11 protein-coding genes and 2 pseudogenes are annotated in these 14,090 nt (G+C 72.1%); 7 read left to right on the top strand and 6 right to left on the bottom strand.

Annotated elements, in window-relative coordinates:
• Nucleotides 1–402 (top strand): Sir2 family NAD-dependent protein deacetylase (locus ACFV0Q_RS26740; protein WP_385008909.1); only part of this gene is annotated, 402 nt, incomplete at its 5' end.
• Between the two features lie 218 nt (nucleotides 403–620).
• On the opposite strand, the gene ACFV0Q_RS26735 is transcribed toward ACFV0Q_RS26740, so the two are convergent.
• The 4 genes from ACFV0Q_RS26735 to ACFV0Q_RS26720 form a co-directional block, all read right to left on the bottom strand.
• Complete coding sequence (locus ACFV0Q_RS26735; protein ID WP_385008908.1) at nucleotides 621–1,934, bottom strand: hypothetical protein; 1,314 nt, start codon at nucleotides 1,932–1,934, stop codon at nucleotides 621–623.
• Between the two features lie 484 nt (nucleotides 1,935–2,418).
• Nucleotides 2,419–4,173, bottom strand: coding sequence for an FG-GAP repeat domain-containing protein (locus ACFV0Q_RS26730; protein WP_385008907.1), 1,755 nt, complete (start codon nucleotides 4,171–4,173; stop codon nucleotides 2,419–2,421).
• Between the two features lie 147 nt (nucleotides 4,174–4,320).
• Nucleotides 4,321–4,461 (bottom strand): hypothetical protein, encoded by a 141-nt coding sequence (locus tag ACFV0Q_RS26725; protein WP_385008906.1) that lies wholly within the window; start codon nucleotides 4,459–4,461, stop codon nucleotides 4,321–4,323.
• A gap of 153 nt (nucleotides 4,462–4,614) precedes the next feature.
• Nucleotides 4,615–4,881 (bottom strand): hypothetical protein, encoded by a 267-nt coding sequence (locus tag ACFV0Q_RS26720; protein ID WP_385008905.1) that lies wholly within the window; start codon nucleotides 4,879–4,881, stop codon nucleotides 4,615–4,617.
• A 173-nt stretch (nucleotides 4,882–5,054) separates the two neighbouring features.
• Between ACFV0Q_RS26720 and ACFV0Q_RS26715 the strand changes: the two genes are divergently transcribed.
• The 6 genes and pseudogenes from ACFV0Q_RS26715 to ACFV0Q_RS26690 all read left to right on the top strand — a co-directional run bounded on the left by ACFV0Q_RS26715 (nucleotide 5,055) and on the right by ACFV0Q_RS26690 (nucleotide 9,014).
• Nucleotides 5,055–5,816 carry a GNAT family N-acetyltransferase gene (locus ACFV0Q_RS26715; protein ID WP_385008904.1) on the top strand — a complete coding sequence of 254 codons (762 nt, stop codon included), beginning with the start codon at nucleotides 5,055–5,057 and terminating at the stop codon, nucleotides 5,814–5,816.
• Between the two features lie 149 nt (nucleotides 5,817–5,965).
• Nucleotides 5,966–6,208, top strand: a pseudogene (locus ACFV0Q_RS26710) (transposase); the annotation flags it as partial.
• A gap of 240 nt (nucleotides 6,209–6,448) precedes the next feature.
• Complete coding sequence (locus ACFV0Q_RS26705) at nucleotides 6,449–7,099, top strand: HD domain-containing protein (protein WP_385008903.1); 651 nt, start codon at nucleotides 6,449–6,451, stop codon at nucleotides 7,097–7,099.
• Nucleotides 7,100–7,354: 255 nt separating this feature from the next.
• On the top strand, nucleotides 7,355–8,014 hold the full coding sequence (locus ACFV0Q_RS26700) for an alpha/beta hydrolase (RefSeq protein ID WP_385008902.1): 660 nt from the start codon (nucleotides 7,355–7,357) through the stop codon (nucleotides 8,012–8,014).
• A 17-nt stretch (nucleotides 8,015–8,031) separates the two neighbouring features.
• A complete protein-coding gene (locus tag ACFV0Q_RS26695; RefSeq protein WP_385008901.1) occupies nucleotides 8,032–8,166 on the top strand; it encodes a hypothetical protein in 135 nt (44 codons plus the stop codon).
• Nucleotides 8,163–9,014, top strand: a complete 852-nt coding sequence (locus tag ACFV0Q_RS26690) for an alpha/beta fold hydrolase (protein ID WP_385008900.1) — start codon at nucleotides 8,163–8,165, stop codon at nucleotides 9,012–9,014. The genes ACFV0Q_RS26695 and ACFV0Q_RS26690 overlap by 4 nt, the downstream gene beginning before the upstream one ends.
• 15 nt (nucleotides 9,015–9,029) lie before the next feature.
• Here ACFV0Q_RS26690 and ACFV0Q_RS26685 read toward each other — a convergent pair whose 3' ends face one another.
• Together ACFV0Q_RS26685 and ACFV0Q_RS26680 are read right to left on the bottom strand one after the other, a co-directional pair.
• On the bottom strand, nucleotides 9,030–10,868 hold the full coding sequence (locus ACFV0Q_RS26685) for a hypothetical protein (RefSeq protein WP_385008899.1): 1,839 nt from the start codon (nucleotides 10,866–10,868) through the stop codon (nucleotides 9,030–9,032).
• Nucleotides 10,861–14,090, bottom strand: a pseudogene (locus ACFV0Q_RS26680) (hypothetical protein); the annotation flags it as partial. The gene ACFV0Q_RS26685 and the pseudogene ACFV0Q_RS26680, both read right to left, overlap by 8 nt.

Genomic DNA, 14,090 nt, shown 5'->3' with positions numbered 1-14,090 from the left:
GAGCCGGTCGCCGCCCGACTGAACCCGGACGGTGACGCCGACCTCACCGACGGGCAGGTCGGGGACTTCCGTGTCGTGTCGTGCTCGGAGTGCGGCGGCATCCTCAAACCGGACGTGGTGTTCTTCGGCGAATCCGTTCCGCCGCGGCGGGTCCAGCACTGCCGCGAACTGGTCGCCGGGGCGGCTTCACTGCTGGTCCTGGGATCCTCACTGACAGTGATGTCCGGGTTCCGGTTCGTCTGCCAGGCGGCCCGGGACGGAAAGCCCGTACTCATCGTCAACCAGGACCCGACCCGCGGCGACCAGCACGCCCTCACCCGGGTCGCGCTCCCCCTGGGGCCGACCCTCACCACCCTGGCCGACCGACTGGACATCCCGGTCGACGGCCGGGCGGCGCCCTGACCCGGGCGGGACCGGCTGCCACGCCCGGGCTCCGCCTTCTCGGCTGAACGTCAACACGCAGGCCGGATGACGACCCTCAAGTCGACCACCCGGTGCTCCTCCAGCCGGCCGTCCGGGAATGGCGCCCCCAGCCGCTCCCGCTCGGCGGCGAGAACCGTGGTCACGAAGTGACCCTGTCGCCTGCGGCTTCCGGGGCGGCAGGGTCATCGTTCGCCCGGTCAGAGGCGGTGGAGCGGCACGGACGTCTGGGTCCAGTGCCAATTGACGGGTGTCCACTGCTTCTTCAGGGCGGTGCGCCGCCGGGTGTAGGCGCGGAGCGCTTCTTCGACGGCGGCCGCGAGGCCGGTGAGGTCTTCGGGGGCCGGTACGCGCAGGATCAGGTGCTGCTTGGTGTGGATCAGCAGCAGGTCGCCGTCGGGGGTGCAGGCGCCGAGGGCGAAGTGGGCCAGTGGCTTGAAGGCCTTGTCCTCGGTATCCAGCTTGGCGCGGAGCACTCCGGCCCGGTTCCAGGCGTAGAGGCCGTAGCGGTTGAGGTGGTAGGCGTGGCCCCGGTGCGGGTCGGCGGCGAGGTTGAAGCAGAAGCCGGTGAAGGGAGAGTCGCGCCACTCGTGCAGGCCGTGGAGGCGTCCGGTCATCTCGCCCTGGTCGTTGACGAGGGCGAACACGAAGGGCTGGCCGCGGCTGCCGCCGCGGAACGTCCTGGCATACATGGGAACGGCGAAGAGGTCGTCTGCCAGCGGCACCGGCCGCCCCAGGCGCGAGCGGTCCCAGTTCGAGAGGTGGTCCTCGCCGGCCACCAGCTCGGTCAGCGCGGGCCGGGGCCGGTTCGCCAGCCCGATCGGCGCACCCTGGTGCACGGCATGCGCGCGCGAGTCGACCTCGCTGTGGTGGGCCGGCTGGGGGTCGAGCGAGGCGATCGCCTCGATCGCCGGCTTGGAGGTGGTGGTCAGGGGGCCATCGGCCACGCCGACGATGTTGGTGAGGAGGTTGCCGTAGCGCCACACGCCGTACTCGGCGACGGTGCACAGCAGGCGGCCCGAGGGGGTCACGCCGATGGAGGTGGCGAAGGCGTCGCCCGGCGCGAACTCCCCGAAGGGGCGCCGGTCCTTCGAGTCGTAGGCGGCCAGGACCCGGCTCAGGTCGGGGGCGACCAGGGTGGTGTTGTCGGGGCGGGCGCTGATCGCGAGGACGCCGTCCGGCAGGACGCACAGGCTCATGTCGCCGCCGTCGACCACCGCCGACGGCTCCCCGGCGCCGTCCGAGCGGAACACGGCACTCGCCATGACCTCGCCGTCCGGGGCGTACCGGGTGATGATGCGGTACCCGAAGTTGGCTTGCCCCGGGTCCTGTTCGTCATCGGTCACCCCGTAGGTGTGGCGGTACACCCCGTACAGCGCGTACACCTCTCCGTTCGGCGCGCCGACGACGTCGTAGGCGTGAACGCCCCAGCCCTTGGAGTACAGCACGGCCAGGTCGATGCGGCGGTGGTCCACCAGGGTGCCCGGCAGGGCCAGCGGATACATCTGGATCATGCACCTCATCTTCGACCACGCCACTGACAGCCGGGTTGAGGGGGCTACGCCTTCGGGCAGCCGCGCGGTGATCGCGGTGCCCGGCACACACCCTGCCGGTCGGCGTCCACCTCATCCTGCGCCGCGACGGAGAGCCCCTCCCCCGAGGTACGGCCGTCCCGCTGGGCGGGCCCGGTGTACGCAGCCGGGCTGTGCCACCTGCCAACCGTTCACGGGGCAAGCCCTACGGGTGGCTCCGGCACGCCCTGGCGGCTCGGGCAGCGGTCGATCCCGGATGGCGTTCGGCGCTCTGTACGCCGTCTCCGAGATATCGGCCGGGAAACGCCGTGCGGGCGGTACGGGGCAGCTATCCAGGCGGTGAACCGCCTCCGTTGCTGCCGTTCTTCACATCGCTCAGCGGACGCGGGCCCGCCCGCCGGCTGGTGCCGGTGGACGGGCCCGCGCCGGCGCCCGTCGCGGACTGGCCGACGGGCGGCCGCGGGACTCAGATCATGTTCTTGTAGATGTTCCAGCCGGAGCCGAACTTCACCCGGGCGGTGAAGGTCGCGGTGCCGGCGTTGCCCGTTGAGGTGTAGAGGTACATGACGCCGTCCGGGAGGCGGCCGAGCACATCGCCCTTGCTGTCGCCGTCGATGTCACCCGGCACGACCAGCGTGTCGTACACGTTCCAGCCGGTGGCGACCTGCTCCCGGGCGGCGAACGGCGCGGTGGACGTCCCCGTGCCCTTGTAGAGGAACAGCCGGCCGGAGGTGTCTCGGGCGAGCACGTCGGGCCGCCCGTCGCCGGAGTAGTCGCCGGCGCCGACGACCGCGTTGTAGGCGTTCCAGCCGGTGCCGACCTTGATCCGCGCGCCGAGCTTGGTGTCCACCGCGCCGTCGCCGGGGTGCAGCCACAGGACACCGGCGGAGTCGCGGCTGAGCAGGTCGCCCTTGCCGTCGCCGGTGAGGTCACCGGGGCCGACCATGAGCGTGTAGTTCCACGTCGTGCTGACCTTCTGGCCGCGGATGTACAGGTCGCTGCCGATGTTCTGCACATAACTGGCGTGGTTGTGGCTGTTGAGCCCGGTGGCGTAGGTGGTGCGGGAGCCGGGCGTCTCGGTGCCGACCGCGATCGGCGGCGTCGCGTAGGTGCCGTTGGCCAGGGCGTAGTACTTGGCCAGGGTGTTGTTGGCCTCGGTCATGAGGTTCTGTGACTTGCCGTAGAGCTGCGTGGTGCCGGCGCCGACCATGAAACGGTTGAGTTCCCACCCGTTGCCGTAGTAGACGGGTGCGGCGAACTTGCCTCCGCCGATCGACTTGTAGAAGTACTGCAAGCCGTCGCGGTTGCGGGCGACCAGGTCGCTCAAGCCGTCGCCGTCGACGTCGTCCGGGCCGCTGATCACGTTGTACGCGTTCCAGCCGGTGCCGACCTTGACGCGGGGCTTGAGCGGGGCGGTGGCGCTGCCGGATCCCTTGTGGAACCACAGCTCCCCGGTCAGGGTGCGGGTGAAGACGTCGCCGAGGCCGTCGCCGTCGACATCGCTGGCGCCGACGATCTGGTCGTACGTCCCCCAGCCGGAGCCGACCTTGACCCGCGTGTTGAAGGGCTTGCTGACGGTTCCGGTGCCGGTGTACAGCCACAGGTCGCCGACGTGGTCGCGGGCCAGCAGGTCGGGGTGGTGGTCCCCGGTCACGTCGCCGGTGGCCACGAGGCGGTTGTACGTCTGCCAGCCGCCCCCGGACCACAGGGGCGCCGAGGTGCCCTTCAGGCCGGTCTCGTAGAGGGTGAGTACGCCGTCGAAGGAGAGGGAGAGCAACTCGGCCTTGGTCGTCCCGCCGACGTCGCCGACCGGCAGCAGGTCCTTGAACGAGGCCTCGGGGTCGGTCTTGTAGATGGCGTAGTCGCTCCAGGAGGAGATCGACGACAGGTAGACGGCCGTGCTCTGGTCGTACTCCATGACGATCATGTCGCTGATGCCGTCGCCGTCGACGTCGTGCCGCGGCGGGGCCGTGGCGGCCACCGGTGCGGGGGGCGTGGCGCGGTCGGGCATGACGACGGTCGGGTGCCCGCCGTCGCGGCGCGGTGCGGTGCTGGAGGCCGACGCCGGTGCCGGGGCGGTCGAGGGCCGCGCGAGGGCGGAGGCGGGTGCTGAGTCCTGCGGGGCGGCGGTACTCGGGGCGGCGGAGAGGGCGCCGGCGGCCAGGGCGAGTACGCCCCCGGCGGCCAGGGCGCGCAGGCGTCCGCGGTGCGGTGAAGTCAAGATCCCCCCTGAGGATCGAGCCGTGGGGGCCTGCCGGGGCACGTGGTGCCCTGCGCCCTGGAACACGCGTCCGTGCGTGAACGGTCCCCCACTTCCGTCCGTGCAACGTATGCCGTGCCACCGACAAACGGATGGGGTCGCGTGTCCTCACGAAGCGATCTCTGTTCCCTCATCCCCATGCGTGGCCGTGTCGTCGCGGGGCACCCGCCATTCCTGCGCGCCGAGTTCCAGGAAGTCCCGTTCGGTGCGCCCCGCGACCTCCAGGGGGTCGGCCAGTGTGCCGGGCATCGCGGTCAGAGTGCGCAGACGGGGCAGTCCCGTGACAGGGGCGAGGCTGAAGGGTGTGCCATCCCGGGCGCCGATCATCAGGACGTCCAGGGCGAGAGGGGCGGCGGCCTGGATGGTCCCAGGAATCGAAGACGCCACGCGAGTACACCCGTGTCACCCGTACCGCACCTTGAGCTCATCGGACAGTGTGATACCAAGGCGCGCCTCGGCGGCAGCGGTCTCCTCCTCTGTCGCTCCGACGGCGTCAGGCAACCGCTCGCGCAGCGTCCGCTCCAGCGACTCCGGATCCGGATCCGGATCCGCCGATGGTGCCGGCACTGCCCCGGGAACCGGATCGGGACGGCGGAGCCAGAGCTCGGCAAGGGAGCCGTCGACCAGGACGAGCACCTCCAGGTCCGGGTAGCCGAGAGCCGGTTCCACGACCGGGCTCGGCCAGGCCAGGCCAGGCCGAGCATGGTCCTACCGTCCGGCTGGGCCTCCGCCCTGAACGCGACCTCCTGGACTCCGCCGCGCGCGAGCATCCGCGAGAGGCCTTCGCCCCGCCGAAGGTAATTCGCAGGCGGCCATGGTCCACAGCTGCCTACGCTCGCCCCATGCCGAACTCAGAACTACAGCGGATCAACTCCTTCCTGTCGGCCTTCGCCCGCCGCCAGGCCGCGCGCATCGTCGACCTTCCGGGCGGGTTCGCCGTATACGACGACGCCTTCGCACATTCCCGCGCCAACAACCAGGTCGTCATCGATACGGTCGTTGACTCCGCGGCGGTGCCCGCCATCGCGGAGGAGGCACTGGGGCATCTGCCCCACCGACTGATCTCCGTCCTTGACGACGAAGTCGGAATGGCGTGCGCACAGCCACTGCTCCGGGATGGATACACCCACTCCACCTATCTGGTCATGCTGCATACGGGCCCGGTGCCGGCCAGCGGGTCCGCGGAGGACCTGGACCTCGACGCGCTACGCATCCCACTCACCCGGCGATGGCGGGACCTCCTTCCAGACGTCGACGACGAGGTCATACGTCATCTCGTCGACCGACGTGAGGCTCGCCGCCGCGGGGCCGACATCGTTCACTTCCTCGGTGCCCGCACGGAGGAGGGCGAGGTCGCCTCATGGGCCGACCTCTATCTGGATCCGGCAACCGGCACAGCCCAGATCGAGGACCTGATCACCTCGGAGGCCCACCTCAGGCGCGGTTACGCCGATGCCGTAGTGACCACCGCCTTGCGCCTGGCCGCCGACAAGGACTGCGGTACCCGGTTCCTGACCGCTGATGCGACGGACTGGCCACGACACTGGTACGAACGCCGCGGCTTCTCCGTCATCGGCCGCTCTCACTGCTTCGAGCGGGGCTGATCGCGAGACACCGGATGCTGGTGACAGGACATGAGACCTGGAGTCGCCGGCGCGAGGGCCAGTCGTTCAGCTTGATCGGGCGGGCGCTCGGGGCACCGATGCGCCACGTCCGCCAGTTGCTGTGTCAAAGCGGCGGCATCGTCGCCGGAACCGGGATGCCGATCTACCTCCGCAAGCCGCGGAGCCCGTGGCAGCGCGGCACCAACGAGAACACCATCCGGCTGCTCCGGCAGTACCTGCCCAAGGGTGCGGACCTTCGCACGTTCAGTCGGGCCGGCCTGGATGCCATGGCCCATGAGCTCAACCATCGGCCGCGCAAGACCCATGGCTACCGCAGTCCGGCAGAGGGCTACGCCCACTTCCTGAACAGCGGTGATGCGCTGACCGCTTGAGCTCGCCGTTCTGGCCGCGCTTCCGTGACGACTACGCCAGCAGGACTGCCAACGTCCAGGTCGGGCAGCCACCGTGCCGCCGCCAGGGGATCCCGATGTCCAGCGCGAGGACGTTTTCGAGGGCCATCACGACCACGTGGTGTGCCCCGCTTGATGGCCGATCCGTCCTGGCATGATTCTATCGCTTCATGGCACGCGTGCCACTGACAGGTGGGTTCGGTACGCGCCTACGGTCGCCTCATGGACACTGAAACCAGCCTCCTGCCCGCGCTCCCGGACACTCCCATCGCCCGGGCCGCCGTCGAGCTCGTTCGGTCGCGCGAGAGCGAGCCGGTCGCCAACCACAGCATCCGCAGCTACGTGTTCGCCGCGCTGCTGGCCGAACACGAAGGACTGAAACCGGGCCTCGACTTCGATGCCGAACTCCTCTTCCACGCCTGCGTCCTGCACGACCTCGGGGCCTCGCCGTCGGCCCCGGGCCAGGCGCGGTTCGAGGTCGAAGGCGCCGACATGGCAGCCCGGTTCCTCACCGAGCACGGCTATGGCGCGGACAAGACCGACCCGGTGTGGGAGGCGATCGCCCTGCACACCTCGGACGGCATCGCCGAACGCCGTGGCGTGCTGACCTACCTCACCCGCCGCGGCATCGGAGTCGACATCGGCTTCGGAACCGAGTTCGTCACCGACGCCCAGGGCGAGGCGCTCCACAGCCGCTACCCGCGGCTGGACATGGCCACCGTGCTGGTCGACGACGTCGTGCGGCAGGCCGCACGCTCCCCGCAGGCCGGCGCCCGCTACACCGTCCCGGGCGAATTCCTCCGCGAGCGCGGCGAACCCGGCGCCGTCACCGTCCTCGAACTCGCCGCGCGGGCCTCCCGCTGGGGCTCCTGACGGCGACACCGCACCGCAGGGCTGAGCGCCGGCACCGGGCACTCCCCGACGGGCCGCCGCGCACCAGATCCGCGCGCTCACATCTTCGCGTGGTGTCGGGGCGTCCGGCTGGCTGATGACCTGGGTACGGTCTCATGGGAACAGGCCGGCGACGCCGTCCATGGCCGAATACGGAGGTCAGCGGTGAGGGGTCGACACGAACCGATGGGGTCGCGCCGCGCAGACGTCGGCGCGGCCCGGGCCGCGACAATCCACATGGTCGTGCTCCCCGGCGGCGGGTACGCGGCGCACGCGGCACACGAAGCGGAGCCGATCGCCGACTGGCTCGGTGGGCTCGGCATCTCGGCGAGCGTGTTCCGGTACCCGCTCCATGCGCCCCATCCCGAGCCCCTGCTGGCGCTGCGAGCCGAGATCCGGCGCCGCCGCGAACAGGGCGCCGAGCGCATCGGTCTGATCGGGTTCTCCGCAGGAGGGCACCTGGCCGGGCACGCCGCGCTCGCACCGACCGCCGACCCGCGTGAGTCGGTCCAGTTCGCCGTACTCGGCTACGCGATCACGTCGATGGAGACCGAGACCTACCGGCCCTCGCGGATCATCCTGCTCGGCGAAGACGCCGCACCGGACCTGCGGCGTGAGACCTCGCTGGACAAGCTCGTGACCGCCCAGTCACCACCGTTCTTCCTGTGGCACACCGCCGAGGACATCTACGTCCCTCCCGAGCACACCTACCGCCTCGCCGCGGCCTTGGCCGCGCACGACGTCCCGCACACGGTCCATGTCTTCGCGCACGGCCCCCACGGTCTCGGGCTCGCCCAAGGGGCCGGCGACGCGGCGGCCTGGACCACGTTCGCAGCCTCCTGGATCGCCGAACAGATCGACGCTCCCGCCAGAGGCACCACGAACTCGCACCGCTGACGACAGGCGCAAACGCCATGAGCATCGACCTGGATACGGCCCAGACCATGGTCGACAGGGCCCGCACCCGCGCGATGGCGATCGGCGTCCCGATGAACTTCGCCGACGGCTGCGGACACCTGCTGACGTTCGACCGATTGGAGAGATCATGACCAGCGCAGCGCTGACCGGGAGTGCCCTGCGGACACGGACCGTCGACGGCCTGGCGATCCGCCACGTGGACACCGGCGAACAGCCGGGGCCGACGCTCCTCATGACGAGCCCGTGGCCGGAGAGCCTCCTCGCGTTCCGCCGCATCTGGCCGCGCCTGGCGCCACTGGGCCGGCTGGTGGCCGTCGACCTGCCCGGATTCGGCCACTCGGAGGGGCGCACCGAGCTCTTCACGCCCTCGGCGATGGGTGAGTTTCTGTACGCCCTGATCAGCGAATGGGGCCTGGGCACCCCGCACGTGCTGGGCCCGGACGTCGGCACCGGCGCGGCGCTGTTCCTGGCCGCCCGCCACCCGGAGTCGGTGGCATCGGTCATCGTCGGCAGCGGCGGGGCGGCGTATCCGCTGGACGTGTCCGGCGCGCTCGCGGACATCATCGCGGCGCCGGACCTCGGCTTCCTCGAAGACTTCGACGCCCGCGCTTCGGTCGGCGCGGCGGTGGAAGCGGGGGCGCCCAAGGGCGAGGAGCCCGAAGTGTGGGAGGACTACGTGTCCTCCTACGAGGACGGACGCTTCGCCGAGTCGGCTCGTTACGTGCGCGCGTACCCCGCGGAACTCCCCGTCCTCGGGGACCTGCTGCCGTCGATCACGACGCCGGTGCTGGTGATGAACGCCGAGCACGACGAACTGGTTCCGCCGTCCAACGGCGTCTACCTGCACGACCGGCTCCCGAACAGCCGCCTCGTCTCCTTCGACTCCGGTCACTTCCCCTGGGAGCAGGCCGCCGCCGCATACGGCGCGACCGTCGCCGGGTGGCTCGACGAAGAGCACGCCAAGGCGGCGGAAGCGTGAAGGCATGGACGCCGCCTACACCGAGGGAGGTCTCGGCGGCTGCACCAGGTGGTCGAAGGACAGACCGCTGGAGGCTTCGCCGCGGCCCGCGCCTCGGCGGGCGCTGAGCCAGACGCAGACCTGGCCGTCCCGCCACCGGGCGCGGTTGAAGGCCACCGTCAGGCGGGAGCCGGACTGGGGAACCTCCTCCTCGTTCACGTAGTAGGCCTGCGGGTCCTGTGGGGGCGGCACGTCCAGGCCCACCCGCAGCAGCTCCGTCCGGGGCCGGACCGCCGTCCCGTCGACGGGGTGCGGCATCGCGGCCCGCTGGAGCCGAACCGACCGGTCGTCCGCGCCGGTGTGGACGGCGACGAAGGGGATCCAGTGCTCGGGGACGGAGCTCATCGCCTCGTACGCGACCGGCGCGCGCGGGTCGCTGGGCTGCGCGGGAGGGTGCAGCCGCAGCCGGTGCGCGGTGCTCTCGGCGGCCATCTCGCTGCCGCGGCGGGGCTCGCCGGTCGCCGTACGGACCGTCTGCTCCAGCCCCCACACCAGGTTGGCCTGTTCGTCGCGGACGAGCAGCACCTCCTCCAGCACCGGTCCGTCCGTGACGCTCGGCACACCGGGCGGCAGCAGGAGCGCCGACGGCCCGGTGGTCCGCCCCCCGCGGACCGCGTCCAGGGTGAACATCGACCAGCGCTGCCGGTCCGCCGTGTCCCCCGCACCGGCCGGGGTGATCCACAGCTGCTCCCCGAACACGTCGGTGACGCTCAGCCCGTGCACCGTGGCCAGGGTGCCGGCGGGCAGGTCGCACGGCAGCCGGTACCAGTCGTTGCTGTAGACCAGCGCGAACTCCAGAAAGATCAGGCGGGCCAGGTCGGTACTGTCCGGGCTCACCGCCGCAAAGTTGGTCCGCCCGTCCTCCAGCGCCCACCAGCGGGGCAGCGGCATCCCGGAGAACCGCACCGGTGCCGGGAACACCGTCCGGTGCAGGGGTTCGGGTGCGGGCCCGGTGCCGCCCAGGGGGCCGCTGCCGTCCACCGAGAAGGCGTGCCACTCCAGTTCGCCCCCGGGGTATTCCGGCGCGGTGAGGACCTGTTCCCCCTCGGCGGTCGCGGCGGCCACGGAGAAACGGTGTTCGAGCTGGCTCGGATCCCAGGCGGGGACCCCGGCGGGCTGGTCGATGAGGGTGTCGAACCAGGCGACGAACTCCCGGCCCCGCCGGTTGAGCTCCTCGTAGTGGATGTGCTGCACGTTGACGATGCCGTCGGAGGCGAGGCCGTGTTCGTACGTGAGGTGCCGGTAGAGCAGGTATCCGTCCATGTGGCGCCCGGAGACGGCCTGCATCGTGGCCCAGACCTCGGGGTGGGCCACCCGGGGACCGTCCAGGGGGTCGTCGGGGTCCGGCAGGGCGATCGGGTACGCGGTGACGTACTGCCCGCGGAAGTCCTCCGCCCCTGCCGTCAGCAGCCCGCGGATCAGCTTCAGCCAGCGGTGCCCCAGGGTCAGCCGCAGGTCGAAGGAGACCGGGTCGGTGCCGAACCTGAACTGGAGCGGGCGGCGTTCGGCCACGGACTCCAGCGGCCGGTCGGTGGGCAGCGCCTCCACCGGGCCGGCCGGCGGGCGGAACCGGGTGGGCGGGGCGCCGGCCACCGAGTAGGTGGCGGTCACCGGTGAACCGGCGTCCGCTCCGCGGAACTCTCCCATCTGCCACTGCCGGGTGAGCATCCACAGCGGGTCGCGGACCTCGGCCCGCAGCGCCCTGGCGAAGTCGGTGGTGCGGGGCCGCCCCTCCAGCCGGTTCCAGACACCGACGGTGGGTTCGAGCCGGCGGTCCAGGGCGAGCGGGAATTCGATACGGGCCGGTTCAGTCATGGGCCGTCGCCTGCCTGCGCAGGTTGCCGAGCGCGAGGTCCGTGCTGACGGTGATGGGTTTGCGCGTCGCGGACATGACCGTGGCGGGCAGCAGCTGGGCGTACGCGGTGTCCTCCAGGTGTACGGGTTCCACGGCCCGGGCGCGGGCCAGGTCGAAGGTGTCGAAGATCGCGGTGAGCAGGTCCTCGGTGGTCCAGGCGCCGTCCGGCCGGGGCGGTGCGACGAGCAGCATGGCCTGCGGCGGCTCCGCGTCCGGGCGGTCGTAGTGGACGGCGATGCCCGTGGTCTCCCGGTCGGCCGGGACGACCTCGGTCCATTCGTCGAGGAGGAGCCCGCAGGCCTGGGGGACGCCGGGCAGCGGCTGCGCGGACGGGGCCGCGTAGTGCGCGGTGAACAGGACCCGGTCCTCGTTGAGCGGCCGGCGCCGCCGCGGGTCCTTCGGGAAGTCCATGGCCAGCCAGTGGTCGTCCGCCCGGTAGGGCAGCTGGACGGGGGTGAGGCGGGGTTCCTCCCGGGTGACGGTCAGACCGCCGTACCCGATCAGGGCGTCCGCGAGGATCACGGTCTTCTCCCATAGTCGCGGTTTGTCGCGGATCCGGGCCATGCCGTGCAGCCAGTCCTCCACGGGGAAGGTGCGGGGTGCGGGCGGGTCGGTGCGCAGGTGGGCGATCAGTTCCTCGCTGTCGCGCAGGGCGGAGCGCCAGTCGCGGGCGAGGTACTCGGGCGGGGTGAACTCCGGTACGGCGAGGACGTCCTCGCCGAGCAGGGCCTTCAGGGCGTCCAGCCCGGCCTGTACCCGGTCGGGTCCGGTGACGGCCGCGTCGTAGCCGTCGAGGGCCGTCCGGGCCGCCTCGACGCGTTCCTCGATCTCCTTGAGCAGGGCCCGGGCGCGGGTGAGCAGCTCGCGGGCCTGCTGGACGGTCCGGTCGCCGTACGGGGTCAGGTCGAGGCCTGCGTGGTCGAAGGCGTCGAGCGGCAGCAGGGCGGCCACCTGTGCGAGCAGCCCCGACAGGGTCGTTCGGTCGGTCCGTGCGACGGCGGTGAGGCTGTCCAGCCGGTCGGCGAACTTCTGGCGGGGTGAGAGCAGTTGCGCGCGCAGCAGGGCCGGGCGGGCCGGGGGCGGGGTGACGGGCACGGTGGTCAGCAGCCGTTCGGCCTGGTGCAGGAGACGGAACCGCTCCGCGTCCGAGGTGGCCGGTGGGAGGTGGTGGTCGTACCGGTCCAGGAGCGCGTCGGCCTCGGTGAGGGACCGGTCCATCCGGGCCGCGGTGGCGGCGGTCGCCGCCAGCACCTCGGTGAACACCCCGCGGCGCCATTCGGCCAGTTCGGCCCAGCCGCTGCGGAGCAGCCCGAAGCGGCCGGCCCCGGCGGCGAGGTCGGCGTACCGGGTGAGGAACTCGTCGGCGAGACGCAGGATCTCGGCGCGGCCGGGTGGTGCGGGCGCGGGCGGCAGGAGCGGCTCCAGGTCCGAGAGGAAGGCCGCGGTGTCGTCCCGTAGCCCGGTGAGGGATTCCAGGACCTTGGCGGGGCGTTCCCGGGGCAGGGACACGGCCTCGTCGGTGGTCCGGTCCACGGGGGCGGTCCCGGCGCCGGGCACCAGGTCGGTGGAGCGCAGCGGGCGTGAGGTGGTCAGCAGGGTCCGCAGGGCGCCGATCAGCGGCGACAGTTCGAAGAAGCTGATCTTGTCCGGGACGCGCCGGGTGTAGTGGATGACCGGCCGGGCGTCCGGCCGCGGGGGTCGCGAGCCGAGGAGCTCGCGGATGATCCGGTCGTCGAGGTCGCCGGTGGCGGCCTCTCCGGCCGGGCGGACCGCCCACAGCAGTTCGACGGCCTGGAGGCCGAGGTCGGCCTGGGTGATCACGCGGCTGCGTGGTTCGGCGGTGACCGGGTCGGTCCAGGTGACGAGCGCCGCCACGTCATCGGGGTCCGGCAGCAGGGCGGCCAGCCAGTCGTTGACGGCGGGTTCGGCGCGGCCGCGCGGGCTGCTGTGGCCGGCCGCTCCGGCGCCGTGGTCGGGGCCGAGCCCGGGGGTGAACTGGAGGGCCAGCCGGTGGGTGAGGGTGGTGCCGCTGCGCGGTGTCCTGACCACGTCGGGCTCCGGCGGGAAGCCGTCCTTGGCATAGGCGTCGAGGGTCGCGGCGGCGCGTTCGGGGTTGCCGAGGAGCGTCTGGTGGGTGCTCTCGGCCACGGCGAGGTCGGCCAGCGCGTCGTGGAGTTCGAGGAGGTTCGCCAGTTCCGCGTCGATGGCCCGCCGCTGGGGGTCGCTCAGGTCCTGGGGCAGTCCTTCGGCCCCGTACGGATACCGGGTCAGGCCCTGCCGGGTGGCCCGCCGGACCAGTTCCAGTCCGTCCACGACGGTGCGGGCCTCCACGAGCTGGACCTCGTCGGTCGGGGAGGGCACGTGGGAGAGCCGGCCGGCCCGCAGCGGGAACGCGTCGCGCAGCGGCTGGACGAACCGGTCGAGCTCGACGCCGGGATGGCCTTCGTGCAGGCCCCGTTCGAAGCGGCGGCCCAGCATCGCGCCGAGGGACTGGCCCTGCCGGAGCCCGTCGAGCAGGGCGAGCGCGGCGCGGACGCGGCCGGAGCTGAGGTCGACGGCGAAGGCGTCGGAGTCCTCCCGGCCGCCGTTGGCGAGGTACCCGGCGCGCAGCACCGCGGCGGTCGCGGCCTGGGCCGGGGACGGAGCGTGGATCCAGCCGCCGTTGTGCGGGTCGTGCGGGAGGGTGTCCGCCCCGAAGACCGGGCGGAGCTGCTCCGGTACGGACATCCGTGCCAGGGGTTCGGTGCGCGGTGCGACGTCCTCCAGCCAGCCGTACGCACCCAGGTGCAGGCCGGTGCGGGGGGTGGCGGTGTCGGTGTCGTCGGGGCCGTACCGCAGTTGGACGAGCTTCTCGGTGGCCAGTCCCAGCCGCCAGGCGTCCAGGCGGTAGGCGGCGCAGTCCAGGTGCTCGGTGAAGACGCGCTCCAGCCGGGCCGTGGGGAGCCCGGCCAGCAGGTGCAGGGCCTTCACCTGTTCGGCGAGTTCGGTGGTGGCGGGGTCGCCCGCGGCGAGGGCCCGGCCGACGAACCGGTGCAGCGGCTCGTCGTTCCCGGTGATCTGCGGTGCGGGGGCGTAGAGCTGGCGGTACCGGCTCTCGCTGGGCAGCAGTACCTGCGGGTGGGCCGGGTCGTCGGCGATGTGCACGAACGGCGGGTCCGCGGGCGAGGGGGCCGGCAGTGCCC

The organism is Streptomyces sp. NPDC059564 (assembly GCF_042735575.1).
Classification (GTDB): domain Bacteria; phylum Actinomycetota; class Actinomycetes; order Streptomycetales; family Streptomycetaceae; genus Streptomyces.
This window is presented reverse-complemented; position numbering and strand designations above follow the sequence as displayed.

What these genes read in the sequence shown, in the direction of transcription:
- ACFV0Q_RS26735 (WP_385008908.1), bottom strand. Translation starts at nt 1,934, where the DNA reads ATGATCCAGATGTATCCGCTGGCCCTGCCGGGCACCCTGGTGGACCAC.
- ACFV0Q_RS26725 (WP_385008906.1), bottom strand. Translation starts at nt 4,461, where the DNA reads ATGCCCGGCACACTGGCCGACCCCCTGGAGGTCGCGGGGCGCACCGAA.
- ACFV0Q_RS26715 (WP_385008904.1), top strand. Translation starts at nt 5,055, where the DNA reads ATGCCGAACTCAGAACTACAGCGGATCAACTCCTTCCTGTCGGCCTTC.
- ACFV0Q_RS26705 (WP_385008903.1), top strand. Translation starts at nt 6,449, where the DNA reads ATGGACACTGAAACCAGCCTCCTGCCCGCGCTCCCGGACACTCCCATC.
- ACFV0Q_RS26700 (WP_385008902.1), top strand. Translation starts at nt 7,355, where the DNA reads ATGGTCGTGCTCCCCGGCGGCGGGTACGCGGCGCACGCGGCACACGAA.
- ACFV0Q_RS26695 (WP_385008901.1), top strand. Translation starts at nt 8,032, where the DNA reads ATGAGCATCGACCTGGATACGGCCCAGACCATGGTCGACAGGGCCCGC.
- ACFV0Q_RS26690 (WP_385008900.1), top strand. Translation starts at nt 8,163, where the DNA reads ATGACCAGCGCAGCGCTGACCGGGAGTGCCCTGCGGACACGGACCGTC.
- ACFV0Q_RS26685 (WP_385008899.1), bottom strand. Translation starts at nt 10,868, where the DNA reads ATGACTGAACCGGCCCGTATCGAATTCCCGCTCGCCCTGGACCGCCGG.